This is a genomic window from Pseudomonas sp. UF-293 (assembly GCF_058245595.1).
In genome coordinates, this window is record NZ_JBSICA010000002.1 from 106,443 (window position 1) to 121,241 (window position 14,799).

General features: G+C 59.3%; 20 protein-coding genes. 14 read left to right on the forward strand and 6 right to left on the reverse strand.

The annotated features are described in order from the left end of the window. Nucleotides 1-24: 24 nt before the first annotated feature. The 9 genes from AC4IHP_RS02885 to recX all read left to right on the forward strand — a co-directional run bounded on the left by AC4IHP_RS02885 (nt 25) and on the right by recX (nt 6,121). On the forward strand, nt 25-948 hold the full coding sequence (locus AC4IHP_RS02885) for a hypothetical protein (protein ID WP_490830830.1): 924 nt from the start codon (nt 25-27) through the stop codon (nt 946-948). Then, complete coding sequence (locus AC4IHP_RS02890) at nt 948-1,421, forward strand: tail fiber assembly protein (RefSeq protein ID WP_490830831.1); 474 nt, start codon at nt 948-950, stop codon at nt 1,419-1,421. The genes AC4IHP_RS02885 and AC4IHP_RS02890 overlap by 1 nt, the downstream gene beginning before the upstream one ends. Beyond that, complete coding sequence (locus tag AC4IHP_RS02895) at nt 1,421-2,308, forward strand: gp53-like domain-containing protein (RefSeq protein ID WP_460124547.1); 888 nt, start codon at nt 1,421-1,423, stop codon at nt 2,306-2,308. Before AC4IHP_RS02890 ends, AC4IHP_RS02895 begins: the two co-directional genes overlap by 1 nt. Continuing rightward, complete coding sequence (locus AC4IHP_RS02900) at nt 2,309-2,755, forward strand: phage tail assembly chaperone (RefSeq protein WP_490830832.1); 447 nt, start codon at nt 2,309-2,311, stop codon at nt 2,753-2,755. A 113-nt stretch (nt 2,756-2,868) separates the two neighbouring features. Continuing rightward, a complete protein-coding gene (locus AC4IHP_RS02905) occupies nt 2,869-3,435 on the forward strand; it encodes a glycoside hydrolase family 19 protein (protein ID WP_490830833.1) in 567 nt (188 codons plus the stop codon). Continuing rightward, nucleotides 3,414-3,932 carry a lysis system spanin subunit gene (locus AC4IHP_RS02910; protein ID WP_490830834.1) on the forward strand — a complete coding sequence of 173 codons (519 nt, stop codon included), beginning with the start codon at nt 3,414-3,416 and terminating at the stop codon, nt 3,930-3,932. Before AC4IHP_RS02905 ends, AC4IHP_RS02910 begins: the two co-directional genes overlap by 22 nt. Before the next feature lie 67 nt (nt 3,933-3,999). Then, nucleotides 4,000-4,500: a CinA family protein gene (locus AC4IHP_RS02915; RefSeq protein ID WP_460124559.1), complete on the forward strand. Its 501-nt coding sequence runs from the start codon at nt 4,000-4,002 to the stop codon at nt 4,498-4,500. Between the two features lie 83 nt (nt 4,501-4,583). After that, nucleotides 4,584-5,642, forward strand: coding sequence for a recombinase RecA (gene recA, locus AC4IHP_RS02920; RefSeq protein ID WP_460124562.1), 1,059 nt, complete (start codon nt 4,584-4,586; stop codon nt 5,640-5,642). 8 nt (nt 5,643-5,650) lie between these two features. Further along, entirely contained in the window at nt 5,651-6,121 is a 471-nt protein-coding gene (recX, locus tag AC4IHP_RS02925; RefSeq protein ID WP_024011877.1) for a recombination regulator RecX, read from the forward strand. A gap of 58 nt (nt 6,122-6,179) precedes the next feature. Here recX and AC4IHP_RS02930 read toward each other — a convergent pair whose 3' ends face one another. Beyond that, entirely contained in the window at nt 6,180-7,295 is a 1,116-nt protein-coding gene (locus tag AC4IHP_RS02930; protein ID WP_490830835.1) for an LOG family protein, read from the reverse strand. Nucleotides 7,296-7,636: 341 nt separating this feature from the next. On the opposite strand from AC4IHP_RS02930, the gene AC4IHP_RS02935 reads away from it, so the two are divergent. Continuing rightward, a complete protein-coding gene (locus AC4IHP_RS02935) occupies nt 7,637-7,834 on the forward strand; it encodes a hypothetical protein (protein WP_460124568.1) in 198 nt (65 codons plus the stop codon). Here the strand turns inward: AC4IHP_RS02935 and AC4IHP_RS02940 are convergent, their stop codons facing one another. Continuing rightward, nucleotides 7,835-8,260, reverse strand: coding sequence for a PA3611 family quorum-sensing-regulated virulence factor (locus AC4IHP_RS02940; RefSeq protein ID WP_007908738.1), 426 nt, complete (start codon nt 8,258-8,260; stop codon nt 7,835-7,837). It abuts the gene before it with no gap. Nucleotides 8,261-8,449: 189 nt separating this feature from the next. On the opposite strand from AC4IHP_RS02940, the gene AC4IHP_RS02945 reads away from it, so the two are divergent. The 3 genes from AC4IHP_RS02945 (at nt 8,450) to AC4IHP_RS02955 (ending at nt 10,507) form a co-directional block, all read left to right on the forward strand. After that, on the forward strand, nt 8,450-9,196 hold the full coding sequence (locus tag AC4IHP_RS02945; RefSeq protein WP_460124571.1) for a tRNA-uridine aminocarboxypropyltransferase: 747 nt from the start codon (nt 8,450-8,452) through the stop codon (nt 9,194-9,196). 223 nt (nt 9,197-9,419) lie between these two features. Further along, on the forward strand, nt 9,420-10,070 hold the full coding sequence (gene erdR / locus AC4IHP_RS02950; protein WP_460124574.1) for a response regulator transcription factor ErdR: 651 nt from the start codon (nt 9,420-9,422) through the stop codon (nt 10,068-10,070). 74 nt (nt 10,071-10,144) lie between these two features. Further along, complete coding sequence (locus AC4IHP_RS02955; protein WP_016771411.1) at nt 10,145-10,507, forward strand: diacylglycerol kinase; 363 nt, start codon at nt 10,145-10,147, stop codon at nt 10,505-10,507. Here the strand turns inward: AC4IHP_RS02955 and AC4IHP_RS02960 are convergent. Continuing rightward, nucleotides 10,504-11,430 (reverse strand): LysR family transcriptional regulator, encoded by a 927-nt coding sequence (locus AC4IHP_RS02960; RefSeq protein WP_024011881.1) that lies wholly within the window; start codon nt 11,428-11,430, stop codon nt 10,504-10,506. The genes AC4IHP_RS02955 and AC4IHP_RS02960 overlap by 4 nt on opposite strands. Nucleotides 11,431-11,562: 132 nt before the next feature. Between AC4IHP_RS02960 and fpr the strand changes: the two genes are divergently transcribed. Beyond that, nucleotides 11,563-12,342: a ferredoxin-NADP reductase gene (gene fpr / locus AC4IHP_RS02965; protein ID WP_007908723.1), complete on the forward strand. Its 780-nt coding sequence runs from the start codon at nt 11,563-11,565 to the stop codon at nt 12,340-12,342. A gap of 173 nt (nt 12,343-12,515) precedes the next feature. Here the strand turns inward: fpr and tsaA are convergent, their stop codons facing one another. The 3 genes from tsaA to AC4IHP_RS02980 all read right to left on the reverse strand — a co-directional run bounded on the left by tsaA (nt 12,516) and on the right by AC4IHP_RS02980 (nt 14,786). Next, on the reverse strand, nt 12,516-13,214 hold the full coding sequence (gene tsaA / locus AC4IHP_RS02970; RefSeq protein WP_490830836.1) for a tRNA (N6-threonylcarbamoyladenosine(37)-N6)-methyltransferase TrmO: 699 nt from the start codon (nt 13,212-13,214) through the stop codon (nt 12,516-12,518). A 167-nt stretch (nt 13,215-13,381) separates the two neighbouring features. After that, nucleotides 13,382-14,152, reverse strand: a complete 771-nt coding sequence (locus AC4IHP_RS02975; protein ID WP_490830837.1) for an SDR family oxidoreductase — start codon at nt 14,150-14,152, stop codon at nt 13,382-13,384. A gap of 166 nt (nt 14,153-14,318) precedes the next feature. Further along, nucleotides 14,319-14,786 carry a YehS family protein gene (locus AC4IHP_RS02980; RefSeq protein WP_016771408.1) on the reverse strand — a complete coding sequence of 156 codons (468 nt, stop codon included), beginning with the start codon at nt 14,784-14,786 and terminating at the stop codon, nt 14,319-14,321. Between the last annotated feature and the right edge of the window lie 13 nt (nt 14,787-14,799).

Sequence of the window (14,799 nt, forward strand, 5' to 3'; positions counted from 1 at the left end):
GTCATTTCAAGGTGCGAACATCTTATGGATTATCCAAAAAGCGTCCCCAGCGTCGGACTGGTCGATGGCCGCTTCGTCGATGAAAACCCGGTGGCGGGGACACCGGGCTCGTTGATTCCGGCGGTGTGGGGCAACAGCGTTACACAAGAGATTCTCAACGCGATCAAGGCGGCCGGCCTTACGCCGGATGAGGCGAAAACCGATCAGTTGGCTACGGCATTGGTTGCCTTGGTCGATTTCACCAAATTAAAGAATACCCCGACGACGTTGAGTGGCTACGGCATCACCGATGCAGTGGGGCGGCTGCTGGCGGTCAGACAGATCGAGACGGTCGGTATTACGGTTTACAAGCCAAATCCCAAAGCAAAGCGGATCCGAGTGCGGTTGGTGGGCGCGGGTGGTTCCGGTGGCGGGTGTGGGCCGGTGCCTGCGGGCAGCCAGATTCTGGGGGGAGGTGGCGGTTCAGGTGGTTACGCGGAAAGCCTGTATGACGTCACCACGCAAATGCTCGCCGGTGTCCCGGTTTCGCTGGGCGCGGGTGGTGCGGTCAGCAACTCCACAGGCCTGGCGGGCGGTGGAGCTTCTTTTGGCGCCTACATGAGTGTTTCGGGCGGTGGTGGTGGGCAAAAACTGGCGATCGTGACGTCGGCTACATCATCTGGATTCATTCAGGGCGGTGTTGGCGGGACCGTGACGGGTGGCAATCTTTGCAATGCTCGGGGCATTTCGGGTGGATTCGGCATGAGCAACGCTAACTGGGGCTTGCTATCCGGTTGCGGAGCCGCGAGTGCGTTCGACGGAGGCGGCCCGTTCACGGGGTCGGACACCCCAGGCAGCGCCGGCACCCGTGGTTCCGGGGGCAGCGGCTCATGTTCGGTTCTGGCCACGGCCTCAGTGGTCAGCGGCGCCGGCGGCAACGCCTTCTGTGAAATCTGGGAGTACGAATAATGGCCATTTATGCACGGGTCGAGAACGGCGTGGTCGTCGAACGGATCGATACCGGTGAGTACGCGATCAGCCAACTGTTTGCTCCATCTTTCGTCGATACGATGGTTCGCGTGCTGGATGGTCAAGAGGTCGAGATCGGTGCGCCGATCAGCGGGCTTCCGACAGTCGCCGGAGAATTGCCTGCACAGCAGAGCCGCGTGATAGCTCAGGCTCCCATTGTTGCAGAGGAGGAACCTGCGATGGCCGCCCGTGTCTGGCGCCAAGCCTCTCTCGCGACGAACGAATGGTTGGTCTCGCGGCATCGCGATGAACAGGATCTGGGACGCGTCACATCGCTCAAGCCCACGCAGTATCTGGAACTGCTTGAGTACCGACAGGCATTGCGCGACTGGCCTGACTCAGCGCTTTTCCCGGCGTTGAATGCCCGCCCTCTGGCACCCGCATGGCTCGCTATCAAAACAGGAGAACAGTAATGGATTACCCAAAAAGCGTCCCCAGCGCAGGGTTGGTGGATGGCAGCTTTGTTGATGAAGACCCGCTGAACGGCAGACCGGGATCGCTGATTCCGGCGAGTTGGGGCAATGGTGTCACCCAGGAAATCCTGAGTGTCGTTCAAGCCGGCGGGCTGACGCCGAGTGAAGCGTCCAACACGCAAATGCTGGGCGCACTGCGCAGCGCTCAGCTTTTTAGGACCGCCGCACCCTTCGATATCAGCCGTTCGGCGGCGACTTGCGAGTATGTTCAGCGGGCTCTTGGCAGCTACGCGGGCGCGCGTGACATCCTTGCAACTACGCAACTAACTCTCGCTGACCTGGGCTGGTCGTTAGGTCTGGGTGGTAACTCGCCTTACACCGTGACCCTGCCGGACATCGACAAGGTTCCAATGGGCGCCGCCATTGCATTTCACTGCCGCAGCAATGCTCCGGTCACGATTGCACACCCGGGCGCCGCCAAGATAAGCCCGCAAGGCGTCTTGTTGAATTCGATAGTGATCAACAGTGGCGAGAGCGCCACCATCGTCAGGGAAAGTGGAGCCTGGGCGGTACACGGGACGGCGAGTCTGAAATATGCCTCGCTTTTTTCCGGATTGACGAGTGCCCAAGGTTATCAAAAACACGCCAGCGGCAATATCGATCAATGGGGCTCAGGTCTGTCGAATGCTGCGGGACTGGTCTACGTGACATTTCCAATCTCGTTTCCGAGGGCCTATTTCTCGCTCGTGGCCACACATGCGGGAGGTGACACCGCAATGATCGTGCTGAATGCCGCCAACCAGCAGGGCTGCACCTTGAAAATTCGCGATGCGAATGCGCAGTTGGCTGCCAACTGCACCGTCAACTATTTCGTAAAGGGCTATTGAATGAACACCTTCAACGTTTTATTCAGCGCCACCACCCGAGGTGTTTACGTACCTGGCATCAACTCGACGGACATCCCCGACGACGTCATCGAAATTCCTCAGGGTTACTGGATCTCGCTGCTGCAGCAACTGGCCGTGAGTGCGAAAATGATTGGGGTGCGTGCGGACAATGGCTACCCGATTCTGGTTGATCCACCGCCACCCTCGGCAGCAGAAGTCGAGGACATTGAACGTCTATGGCGCAATGCGCAATTGGCAGCCACCGATGGCATGGTTGCACGCGATCGCGATGAATTGGAGGATGGCGGTGGCACGACGCTGACCACTGGACAATATGCCGAACTGCAAGCCTATCGACGTGAATTGCGCGATTGGCCGCAAGGGTCTTCCTTTCCCTTCAGCGAGCATCGCCCGGTGGCACCGCGCTGGTTGGTAGCGACGCCCTGACCCAGCGTCGCTCACAAATACTTTCGCGGAAAACTCTGGCAAATAAATGGCTGGCAAGCTTCAGCCGCCAGCCGTGATTCAATCGGGACAATATCCAGGGAGGATCAAGCATCATGCAAATAACTGAAAAACACCTTATCGACATCATGCCCAACGCCCGCACACAAGCGGGCGTTTTTGTTTCGCCACTCAACACCGCGATGGCCAGGCAGCGCATCGATACGCGCAAGCGCATCGCGGCGTTTCTGGCACAGGTCGGTCACGAGTCGGGCCAATTGCGTTACGTGCGCGAATTGGGCAACAACCAATACCTGAGCAAATACGACACCGGCACCCTGGCGCTGCGACTGGGCAATACGCCGGAGGCGGATGGCGACGGGCAAAAGTACCGAGGACGTGGGCTAATACAAATCACCGGTCGCGCCAACTATCGACAATGCAGCCTCGGGTTGTTTGGCGATGAGCGCCTTTTGGCGTTGCCCGAATTGCTCGAGCAACCGCAATGGGCGGCCGAATCGGCGGCGTGGTTCTGGGCGCAGAAGAGCCTGAATGAACTGGCCGACGCGGACCAATTCAACACCATCACCCGCCGTATCAACGGCGGGTTGAACGGCTTGCAGGATCGGCTCGAGATCTGGGCGCGGGCGAGGGCGGTGCTATGTCCGGCTCCTGGCGGGTGATTGGTCTGTTGTTTCTGGTGGCCGGGGCTTTCGCAGCGGCGTGGCAGTTTCAGGACTGGCGCTACGGTCGGCAATTGGCCGACCAAGCGCGGTTAAACGCCGAGACGCAAAATCAACTCACTCAAACCGCCGCGAGTGCACAGCAGGACGAGCAGGATAAACGCCTGGCACTGGAGCAGCGGCTCTCCGCGAGTGAACACATCCATTATCGAGCGCTGAGCGATGCCCAACGTGATCAGGATCGCCTGCGCGATCGCCTTGCTACTGCCGATGTTCGGTTGTCAGTCCTTCTCGACGCCAGCGACGTTGCCCACGGTTGTGCGGTGCCAGCCACCGCCGGCACCGGCGGCGTGGATCCTGCAACCGTACGCGCCCGACTTGACCCGGCGCATGCTCAAAGAATTATCGCCATCACCGACACCGGCGACCGCGGACTGATTGCCTTGCAGGCGTGTCAGGCCTATGTCAGAGCGCTGGCGTCCGAACATTTTGAATGATTCTGTGTATTGAAAGCGCGTCCGGCTCGTGTACGGTGAAGGCATTCCACACGATCCGGAGCTCGCCGTGAAAGAGACCACCCAACTGGCCGCAGAACTGGGCCGACGTCTACAAGTGCTCAATGCCCACGTCACCACCGCCGAGTCTTGCACCGGCGGCGGGATTGCCGAAGCGATCACGCGGATTCCGGGCAGTTCGGCCTGGTTTGAGGCGGGGTACGTGACGTATTCCAATCGGCAGAAGACCCAGCAACTGCATGTGCCGGCCGAGCTGTTCGAGACGGTTGGCGCGGTCAGTCGCGAGGTGGTCGAGGCCATGGCGCGTGGCGCGCGGGACAAGAGCCTGGCGCATTTTGCCGTGGCGGTCAGCGGTGTCGCTGGCCCCGACGGCGGCACGCCGAACAAACCGGTGGGCACAGTGTGGCTGGCCTGGGGTGTGGGCGATGAGGTTTACAGTGAGGTTCAGCACTTCCCCGGCAACCGTGATGAAGTCCGCCGACAAACGGTGAAGGCCGCGCTAGAGGGGCTTGTGCGACTAGCGGCACGAGAAATCGAAAATCAGGGGTAGGCGATCTTCGAGCGCTGTGGAATAATACTGGCTACTTATACAGGTGTTGGCCGTCAGGCCTTATTGATTACGTGAGGACTTTAATGGACGACAACAAGAAGAAAGCCTTGGCTGCGGCCCTGGGTCAGATCGAACGTCAATTCGGCAAGGGTGCCGTAATGCGTATGGGCGATCAGGACCGTCAGGCGATCCCGGCCATCTCTACTGGCTCTCTGGGTCTGGACATCGCACTCGGCATCGGCGGTCTGCCAAAAGGCCGTATCGTTGAAATCTACGGTCCTGAATCCTCCGGTAAAACCACACTGACCTTGTCCGTGATCGCCCAGGCGCAAAAAGCCGGCGCGACCTGTGCATTCGTCGACGCCGAGCACGCACTCGATCCAGAGTACGCCGGCAAGCTGGGCGTCAACGTCGATGACCTGCTGGTCTCCCAGCCGGACACCGGCGAACAGGCCCTGGAAATCACCGACATGCTGGTGCGCTCCAACGCCGTTGACGTGATCATCGTCGACTCCGTGGCGGCACTGGTACCGAAAGCTGAAATCGAAGGTGAAATGGGCGACATGCACGTCGGCCTGCAAGCACGTCTGATGTCTCAGGCGCTGCGTAAAATCACCGGTAACATCAAGAACGCCAACTGCCTGGTCATCTTCATCAACCAGATCCGTATGAAGATCGGCGTGATGTTCGGTAGCCCGGAAACCACTACCGGTGGTAACGCGCTGAAGTTCTACGCCTCGGTTCGTCTCGACATCCGTCGTACTGGCGCGGTGAAGGAAGGCGACGAAGTGGTCGGCAGCGAAACCCGCGTCAAGGTTGTGAAGAACAAGGTGGCTTCGCCGTTCCGTCAGGCCGAGTTCCAGATTCTTTACGGCAAAGGCATCTACCTCAACGGCGAGATGATCGACCTGGGTGTGCTGCACGGTTTCGTCGAGAAGTCCGGCGCCTGGTATGCCTACGAAGGCACCAAGATCGGTCAGGGCAAGGCCAACTCGGCCAAGTTCCTGGCGGATAACCCGGAAATCGCCACGAAGCTCGAAAAGCAGCTGCGTGACAAGCTGCTGTCGCCAGCCGTGATCGCGGACTCCAAGGCGTCGGCGGTCAAAGAGACCGAAGACGACCTGGCCGACGCTGACCTCTGATTGCAGCGATGACCACCGCCGTACTGGATACCCTCGTCGCGGTGCGGCGAACCGCCATGGACCTGCTCGCACGTCGCGAGCATGGTCGAGTCGAGTTGACGCGCAAGCTGCGTCAGCGTGGCGCCGAGGCGGAGCTGATCGAAACAGCCCTCGACCGTTTGACGGAAGAGGGGCTGCTTTCCGAAGCCCGCTACCTTGAAAGTTTTGTTTCCTACCGCGCCCGTTCCGGCTATGGCCCTCTGCGAATTCGTGAGGAACTCAGTCAGCGGGGTTTGCAACGTACCGATATCGAAATCGCCCTGCGCGAAAGCGGTATCAATTGGCAGGCGCAGCTTCAGGATACGTGGCAACGCAAATTCTCCGGGCATTTACCGATTGATGCGAAAGAACGGGCCAAGCAAGGCCGGTTTCTGGCGTATCGAGGGTTCTCGATGGAGATGATCAACCGCTTGTTCAGCGGTCGAGGGATGGACGATTAGACCGATTCAACAAAAAAGGCCCGCTATTTTCTAGAAAATAGCGGGCCTTTTTTTGCTTTCAAATCACGTTGGAAGGCTCGCGTGAGCGTTGTGCAGTGGGCGGTTTTGAATCGGCCCAGTTTTCCGGCAGGTTGATAAAGTCGACCAACTCCCTCAGACGACCATGGGGACGGCCATTAAAGGCAAACGCCAGCCGTGCCAGATGGCTGAACTGTGCATCGTCGTGTTCTTCACCGCTGTAGGCGTGTTGATGAAACTCGTCGCTCAGGCACAGATCGGCGAACTCCTCTTGCATCCGCGCCAGTGCCTGGTCGCTCAGCTTGTGGTTCATGCGGATCACAAATTGGCGCTTGAGCCAGCGGCTGGAGTGGAAGTTGCTGTAAAACCGATTGATCTCATCCACCGCTTCTTCAACGCTGTAGACCAGTCGCATCAGCTTCATATCGGTCGGCAAAATATAGCGGTTTTCTTCCAGCTGATTGCGGATAAAGTCCAGCGCTCCTTGCCAGAACGTCCCGCCTGGAACATCCAGCAACACCACCGGCACCAATGGGCTTTTGCCGGTCTGAATCAGCGTCAGCACCTCCAGCGCTTCATCAAGGGTGCCAAAACCGCCCGGGCACAGCACAAGAGCGTCAGCCTCTTTGACGAAGAACAGTTTGCGAGTGAAGAAAAAGTGGAAGGGCAACAGCTTGTCAGTACCATCCACCGTGGGGTTGGCATGTTGTTCGAAGGGCAGGGTGATATTGAAGCCCAGGCTGTGATCGCGGCCGGCTCCTTCGTGGGCGGCGGCCATGATGCCGCCGCCGGCTCCGGTGATGACCATCATCTCTGCACGCGTCAGCGCTGCGCCGAGTTCGCGGGCCATCGCGTATAGCGGATGTTCCACTGGCGTACGCGCCGAGCCGAACACGGTGACTTTGCGCCGGCCCTTGAATTGCTCAAGCACGCGGAACGCCTGCTCCAGTTCACGCAGGGCTTGCAGGGTGATCTTGGCGTTCCAGCGGTTGTGATCCTCCTGGGCCATGCGCAGCACGGTCAGGATCATGTCGCGGTAGATAGGGATGTTCGGGCTGTCGGTGGAAACACGGTTGAGCAGGGCTTCGAGCTGGCTGATAAGGTCGCCGTTTTCCTGAAAATGACGGCTCAAGAGGTCGTTCGGTTGATAAGGCATTCAACGTCTCCTTCTGTACAGAGCGGGTAGCCCTGACGACCAGCGCCAGGGCCGCACTGCAAAAACACACAGGGCCGGCAGTTCCATTTCTGCCGTTAACGAATGATCGGGAATACTCTCAATCTAGACCCTCGCACGCATTCGCGCTGACTTGAACAGTGCGCTGTAACGTTTTGTCTGGCAACCGCTTACTGATTTGCGCCAAAGCCTCGCCGCTCGTCTGAACGTATCGCAAAGGGCCATCACTCTGATTTACTCAAATACAGACGTCGCAAGACAACCTTGCGTTTGCGCAAGGCGGGAAAATTCAAGGATTCGAGGGTGGCAAGGAGGCGGGATGCATGGTCAGAGTGGTTCTGGAGATCGATACGCAGCTGTATCGGATGTTGCAAGAGTCGGCCAAGACCCATCAGTTGAGTCTCGAGGAGGAGTGCTGCCGACGATTGGCCGGCGGCGAACGTCGCTCGCGCTATCTGCAGGCTCTGGTGGCGGAACTGCGCGCCGAGGATGAACAGCGGCGCGCCAAGGCTTCGCGCTGATTACTTTTTCTTGGCAGGCGCGGCTTTCGGGCAGTCGGATTCCTGATAGCTGGCCGAACCGATCGCTTTGTTGGTTTTCACTTCGGTGAAGTCATAACGCATGATCGCGCCCTTGGCCATCAGCTTGCGGTACGACGGGTTGTTGCACACCGACGCGCCCAACTGGAAATACACAGCCTTGGGATCGGCGCGCATCTTGTCGGCGTGGCTCTTCTGCACGCTCAGATGGTTGATCAACTGCGTGCCCTCGACGGTGTAGCCCTGATCAAGAATGTCTTCATTGATCGCCCGTGGCGTGCCGACGCTGCTTTGGGCGGCGACGTTGCGCAGCTCTCGGTTCAGATTCTGCTCACTCAGGGACGCAGCCTGAGCAGTAAAGGACGACGCCAGCAGAATGGCAGCGGTGGGAACGATAAGGCGCAGCATGAAACTCTCCTGATTCGGTGACTGGTGGTTCGACCCGTCACGGGGCGGTGCGTTCAGTGGCGGCAAATTATAGGGGAGCCGGTCTGGACGGTACAGGCTTGTGGCCGTCGCTCTGGTAAACTGCCGGCCATTATTGCCCTGCCGAGTGTCTTTTGTGCCGAGTTTCCCTGTCTGCCGGTGTTGCCTGCGATGAACCATGCCCCCAACGCCGTGGCCCGCCTGCGCGATCAGCGTGAGGACGAAGGCATCAAGCCGATTCAGGCGCGCGGCTTTCGCTCTGAACGCTGCCGCGATTGTCGAGTGATCATCAGTCATTGCCTGTGCGCGTGGCGGCCAAGCGTCGACACCCGTTCCGGCGTGTGTCTGATCATGACCGGCAAGGAAGTGTTCAAGCCAAGCAACACCGGTTGGCTGATCGCCGACGTGGTGCGCGATAACCATGCGTTCATCTGGTCACGCACCGAGCCCGACTCGCAGATGCTCGCACTGCTCAACGATCCGCAGTGGCAGCCGTATCTGGTGTTTCCGGGTGAGTATGTCGAGCCGTCGCGGGTGACCAACACGGTGACAGTCGATAGCAGCAAGCGCCCGCTGTTCATTCTGCTCGATGCGACGTGGACCGAGGCGCGCAAGATCTTTCGCAAGAGTCCGTATTTCGACCGCTTGCCGATCCTCAGCCTGCTGCCCGACAGACTCTCGCGCTATCGCTTGCGCCGTTCGACTCGCAGCGAGCATTTGTGTACCGCTGAAGTCGCCGCACTGTGCCTGGAACTGGCCGGTGACAGCGTTGCCGCCTCGGCGCTGGACGCCTATTTCGATGTGTTCAGCCAGCATTACCTAGGTGCCAAGCAGCAACTGGACATGAACGAATCGACCCCCGCTCACGCCGAGCTGTTGCCCTATATACGAAAGCCGCAGCCGGAGTTGGCCCAATAGTGGCCCATACTGTCGACAGCGCTGGCCATGTTGCTTGACCACCCCGGTTACGCTGGGCATGCTTGGCGCCGATTAGGGTGCGGCCAAGGTTTGAAACGCCGTGTTTGCTGTTGATTGGCGTTGAACGTGCCCCTGTGGATCGCGCCTCCAAGCGCTGTCTCGAGTTGCTTTGGTCAGAGCGGAATGCACCGCGTCTGCCATCAAAAACAGGATCATTTGAAAAATGGCCACATACGACATCCTGATTGCCGATGATCACCCCCTGTTTCGCAGCGCGCTGCATCAAGCAGTGACGCTGGGCCTTGGCCCGGATGTGCGGCTGGTGGAAGTGGCGAGCATTGCCGAACTGGAAGCTCGCCTGACCGAAAAGGCTGACTGGGATCTGGTCCTGCTGGATCTGAACATGCCCGGCGCCTACGGTTTTTCCGGCTTGGTGCTGCTGCGCGGGCAGTATCCGCAGATTCCGGTGGTGATGGTTTCGGCCCAGGAAGAAGCCTCGGTGATGGTCAAATCCCGCGAGTTCGGCGCCAGCGGCTTCATTCCCAAATCCAGTGACTTGAGCGTGATCCAGGAAGCCGTGCGCAAAGTGCTCGATGGCGACGTGTTCTGGCCGCCGCAAGCCTTCGAAGCGGTGAGCGTGTCGGATGAGGCGAAAGCTGCCAGTGATGGCCTTGCCAGTCTGACGCCGCAGCAGTTCCGTGTGTTGACCATGGTCTGCGAAGGTCTGCTGAACAAGCAGATCGCTTATGAGTTGGGCGTATCGGAAGCGACCATCAAGGCCCATGTCACGGCGATCTTTCGTAAATTGAACGTGCGCACTCGCACGCAAGCGGCTTTACTGCTGCAACAACTTGAGTCAATTCCGAGCCAGTGATGGCTGGCAGTTTCACGCTTTTTTGACTTTCGTTGATCTAGCTTCCCCACTCCTTTTTGGCTGGTTTCTTTCTTATGTCACCTTTCAAGGGCCAAACCGGCCTGAAACGCATCCTCAACGCGTCCGGCTACTCGCTCGACGGTCTGCGCGCGGCCTTCACTGGCGAAGCGGCATTCCGCCAATTAGTGCTGCTCAACGTGGTGCTGATTCCGCTGACATTCTTCCTCAATGTCAGCCGTGTCGAGCAGGCGGTGTTGATTGCCGTGTGTTTGCTGGCTCTGATTGTCGAGTTGCTGAATTCGGCGGTGGAAGCGGCCATTGACCGCATCTCGCTGGAATTGCACCCGCTGTCGAAGAACGCCAAGGACATGGGCAGCGCCGCGCAGTTCGTGGCGTTGAGCATGATCGGACTGGTGTGGGCGGTGATTCTGCTTTAAGCGATGGTCGGCAAGACGATCTCGTCGCTGCGCTGCACCCCGGCGGTGAAGGCGCGGCACAGCTCGAGGAATTCGCGCATGGCCGAAGTCTGGTACTTCTGTTTATGCCAGATGAAGTAGAACTGCCGCGCCAGATCCAGGTCTGGCGTCTCCACCGGCACCAGACTGCCCCGGCGGAAGGCATCGCGCAGCGCCAACCGCGAAATGCAGCCAATCCCCAAACCTGATTCCACTGCGCGCTTGATCGCTTCGGTGTGTTCCAGCTCAAGACGGATGTTCAGCGCGCTGCGATGGTGACGCATGGCCTGGTCGAAGGTCAGGCGCGTGCCGGAACCCTGTTCACGCAGAATCCACGCCTCGTGGGTCAGCTCTTCCATGGTCGCGCTGCCGCGTTTGGCCAACGGATGCTGCGGCGCGCAGAACACCACCAGCTCATCCTCGACCCAACTCTGCACTTCGATGTCGGGGTGGCTGCAATCGCCTTCAATCAGACCCAGATCAATTTCGTAATGCGCGACTTGCTGCACGATATTGGCAGTGTTCTGCACGTGCAGCTTGACCTGACTTTCCGGGTGTCGCTGCATGAAGCTGCCGATCAGCAGGGTGGCCAGATAGTTGCCAATGGTCAGCGTCGCCCCCACTGATAAAGAGCCGAAACCGGATTTGCCATTGAGCAGGTCTTCGATTTCCTTGGCCTGATCGAGCAGGGCCACGGCTTGCGGCAACAGTTGTTTGCCGAGGGCGTTGAGGCTCAGGCGTTTGCCGGCGCGGTCGAACAGTTGGCAGCTGGACTGACGCTCGAGCTCGGTGATCGAAGTGCTGGCCGCCGACTGCGAGAGGTTGAGCAGACCCGCAGCACGGGATACGCTTTCCTGCTGGGCGACGGCGACGAAGACTTGCAGTTGACGGAGAGTAAATCGCATATCGATATAACCGATAACCCTTATCTTAATAATCCAGTTAACAGATATTGTCGTCGCTATTAGAATGCGATGCAATTGCGCACGTTAAGCCTCATTGAGCCGCGCAGACCAATCTCCAGGAGTCAAACGTACATGAGCAACATGAACCACGAGCGTGTCCTCAGTGTTCATCACTGGAACGACACTCTGTTCAGCTTCAAGTGCACCCGCGATCCGGGCCTGCGCTTCGAGAACGGTCAGTTCGTGATGATCGGCCTGCAACAACCCAACGGCCGCCCGCTTATGCGCGCTTACTCGATCGCCAGCCCGAACTGGGAAGAGCATCTCGAGTTCTTCAGCATCAAGGTGCAGGACGGTCCACTGACCTCCCAGTTGCAGCACTTGAAGGAAGGCGACGAGATCATCATCTCGAAGAAGCCTACCGGCACGCTGGTTCTTGATGACCTGAACCCGGGCAAGCATTTGTACCTGCTGAGCACAGGCACTGGTCTGGCGCCGTTCATGAGCGTCATTCAGGACCCGGAAACCTACGAGCGCTTCGAAAAAGTGATCCTGGTTCACGGTGTGCGTTACGTCAACGAAGTCGCCTACCGCGAGTTCATCACCGAGCACCTGCCGCAGAACGAGTTCTTCGGCGAGGCGCTGCGTGACAAGCTGATCTACTACCCTACGGTGACCCGCGAGCCATTCGAGAATCAGGGTCGTCTGACTGACCTGATGCGCAGCGGCAAGCTGTTCAGCGACATCGGCCTGCCACCGATCAACCCGCAGGACGACCGCGCGATGATCTGCGGCAGCCCGAGCATGCTCGACGAGACCAGCGAAGTGCTCGACAGCTTCGGCCTGAAGATCTCGGCGCGGATGCGCGAGCCGGGTGATTACCTGATCGAGCGTGCGTTCGTCGAAAAATAACCTGCGATACCTGTGGGAGCGAGCCTGCTCGCGAATGCGGTCTGTCATCAACGTTGATGTTGCATGACACGACGCCTTCGCGAGCAGGCTCGCTCCCACAGTTGGTTTTTGGGTGTGACAGTAAAAGCCCGCGTTGCCTGAGAAGGCCGCGCGGGCTTTTTCGTTTGCGGGCTTTATGCTTCGGCCGGGATGACTTCCAGCACGCGGATCTGTTCGGGCGTCGGGTAATGCCAGCGCACGTCCAGATCCCAGAACTGCGCGCCATATTCACGTTCCGGTGCCGGTGTCTGATACGCCGGGCGCGGATCCTGAGCCAGGCACTGTTCAATCAGCTCAATCAATGGCTCATCGAGACGCTGAGCGTGGGCGTGCGCTTGTTTCAAGGCCGCTTCCACCCACCGCACGTCGATCAACTGCGGCGCCGCGCTGGCGATGTCATTGGTTGCCCCGGGGATGATGTCGGCATAGGGCACGTACGGTTTGATATCCAGCACCGGCGTGCCGTCGAGCAGATCGATCCCGGAGATAAACAGCCGATTGGCTTCGAACCTGTCCAGCTTGACTACCGATTGCCCGATGCCGTTCGGCCGGTGCGTGGCGCGGGTGGCGAACACGCCCATCGACTTGTTGCCGCCCAGCCGGGGCGGGCGCACCTTCAGGCGTGGCTTGTCTTCGAGGGCCTGATGGAACAGAAACAACAGCCAGACATGACTGACCTGCTCTAGCCCCTGCACGGCGTCACCCTGGTCGAACGGCGCGACCAGTTCCAGTACGCCACGGGCGGCCGGGGCCAGTTGCGGCTGGCGCGGGATGGCGAACTTCTCCTTGAAGCAGGAGCGCACGAAGCCGATGGGGGAGACGCTGTAAGTCATGGTCTTGGATCGAAGCGGGGTAGGGCGGGCATGATAACCCGGCTCGCTTCAAGTCTGGTGGTGACAGGGCTGGCCTCTTCGCGAGCAGGCTCGCTCCCACAATGAAGCTGCGTCGTGTACGAAACCCCTGTGGGAGCGAGCCAGCTCGCGAAGGCTGCACCGCCGACCTACAGGCTGAAGCCACCATCAAGAGGAATGATATTCCCGGTCATATAAGCCCCCGCCGTACTCGCCAGGCTGATCGCCAGCGCCGCCATCTCTTCCTCGCGCCCCCAGCGCTTCATCGGAATCAGCGCAGTATCCTCAGCCAGCGCCTGTTCATCATTACCGATATGCTGGGTCATCTTGCTCGGGAACCTTCCCGGCGCAATCACGTTGACGTTGATGTGCTGGCTCACCAGTTCCCGCGCGAGAATGCGCGACAACTGATGCAGGGCGGCCTTGCTCGGCCCATAGGCATACGCCTGCTCGCCAAACGAAGAAATCCCCGCTACCGAACCAATATTGATGATCCGTGCCGGATTCGCCGCTGAACCGGCCTCTCGCAGCAGCGGCAAGAACTGCTGGATGCAACTGAACACTGAGGTCACGTTGAGCTGCATGACCTTTTCCCAGCCCTTGACCGGATAGCTCTCCAGCGGCGCGCCCCACGTGGTGCCGGCGTTATTCACCAGAATGTCCAGATGAGTGATCTGCTCGCCCAGGCGCGCGGCCAGTTCCCGCACGCCTTCTTCGGTCGCCAGATTTGCCGCCACGCCGTGGCAAGTGCCCAAGGCGCCAAGTTCTTCGGCGGTTTGATGGCAGGCTTCGACGTCGCGCGAGCACACGTAGACATGGGCGCCGGCCTCGACGAACGCCTTGGCGATCATTTTGCCGATACCACGAGTACCGCCAGTCACCAGAGCGGTGCGGCCTTGCAGGGAAAAGTAGGGATGCATGGCGAATCCTGAAGATTAGGGATCAATACACCCTAGTCGTCAGCCGCGAAAAGCGGAGCCACTATTTTTGCAGGGAATGAGGGGCCATGCGGCCAGCTTCGAGTTGCAAGCCACAAGCGGCAAGTTAAAGCAGGGGCTAACTTGCAGCTTGCAGCTTGTAGCAGCTTTACGCTCTAACGCGCAGCGTGAGTCCTTTGAGAAAGTTACGCAGCAACTGATCGCCACACGGGCGATAGTTGGTGTGGCCGACCTTGCGGAACAGTGCGCTCAGCTCAGGCTTGGACACCGGGAACTCGGCAGCCTTGAGGATCGCGTGCATGTCGTCTTCTTTCAGTTCGAAGGCCACACGCAGTTTTTTCAAAATGATGTTGTTGGTCACCGGCACTTCGATCGGCTGTGGCGGACGGCTTTCGTCCTTGCCACGCTTGAAGATCACCAGGCCGTCGAGGAAGTGCGCGATGACTTCGTCCGGGCAGCGTACGAAGCCTTCTTCGTCTTCTTCTTTCTTGTCGAGCCAGGTGATGACATCGGCGAGCGTGACGTCCATGCCGCCGAGTTTGATGATCTCGACAACTTTCTTGTCGCTGATGTCGAGCATGTAGCGCACGCTGCGCAGTACGTCGTTATGAACCATGTCGGTAATCCTG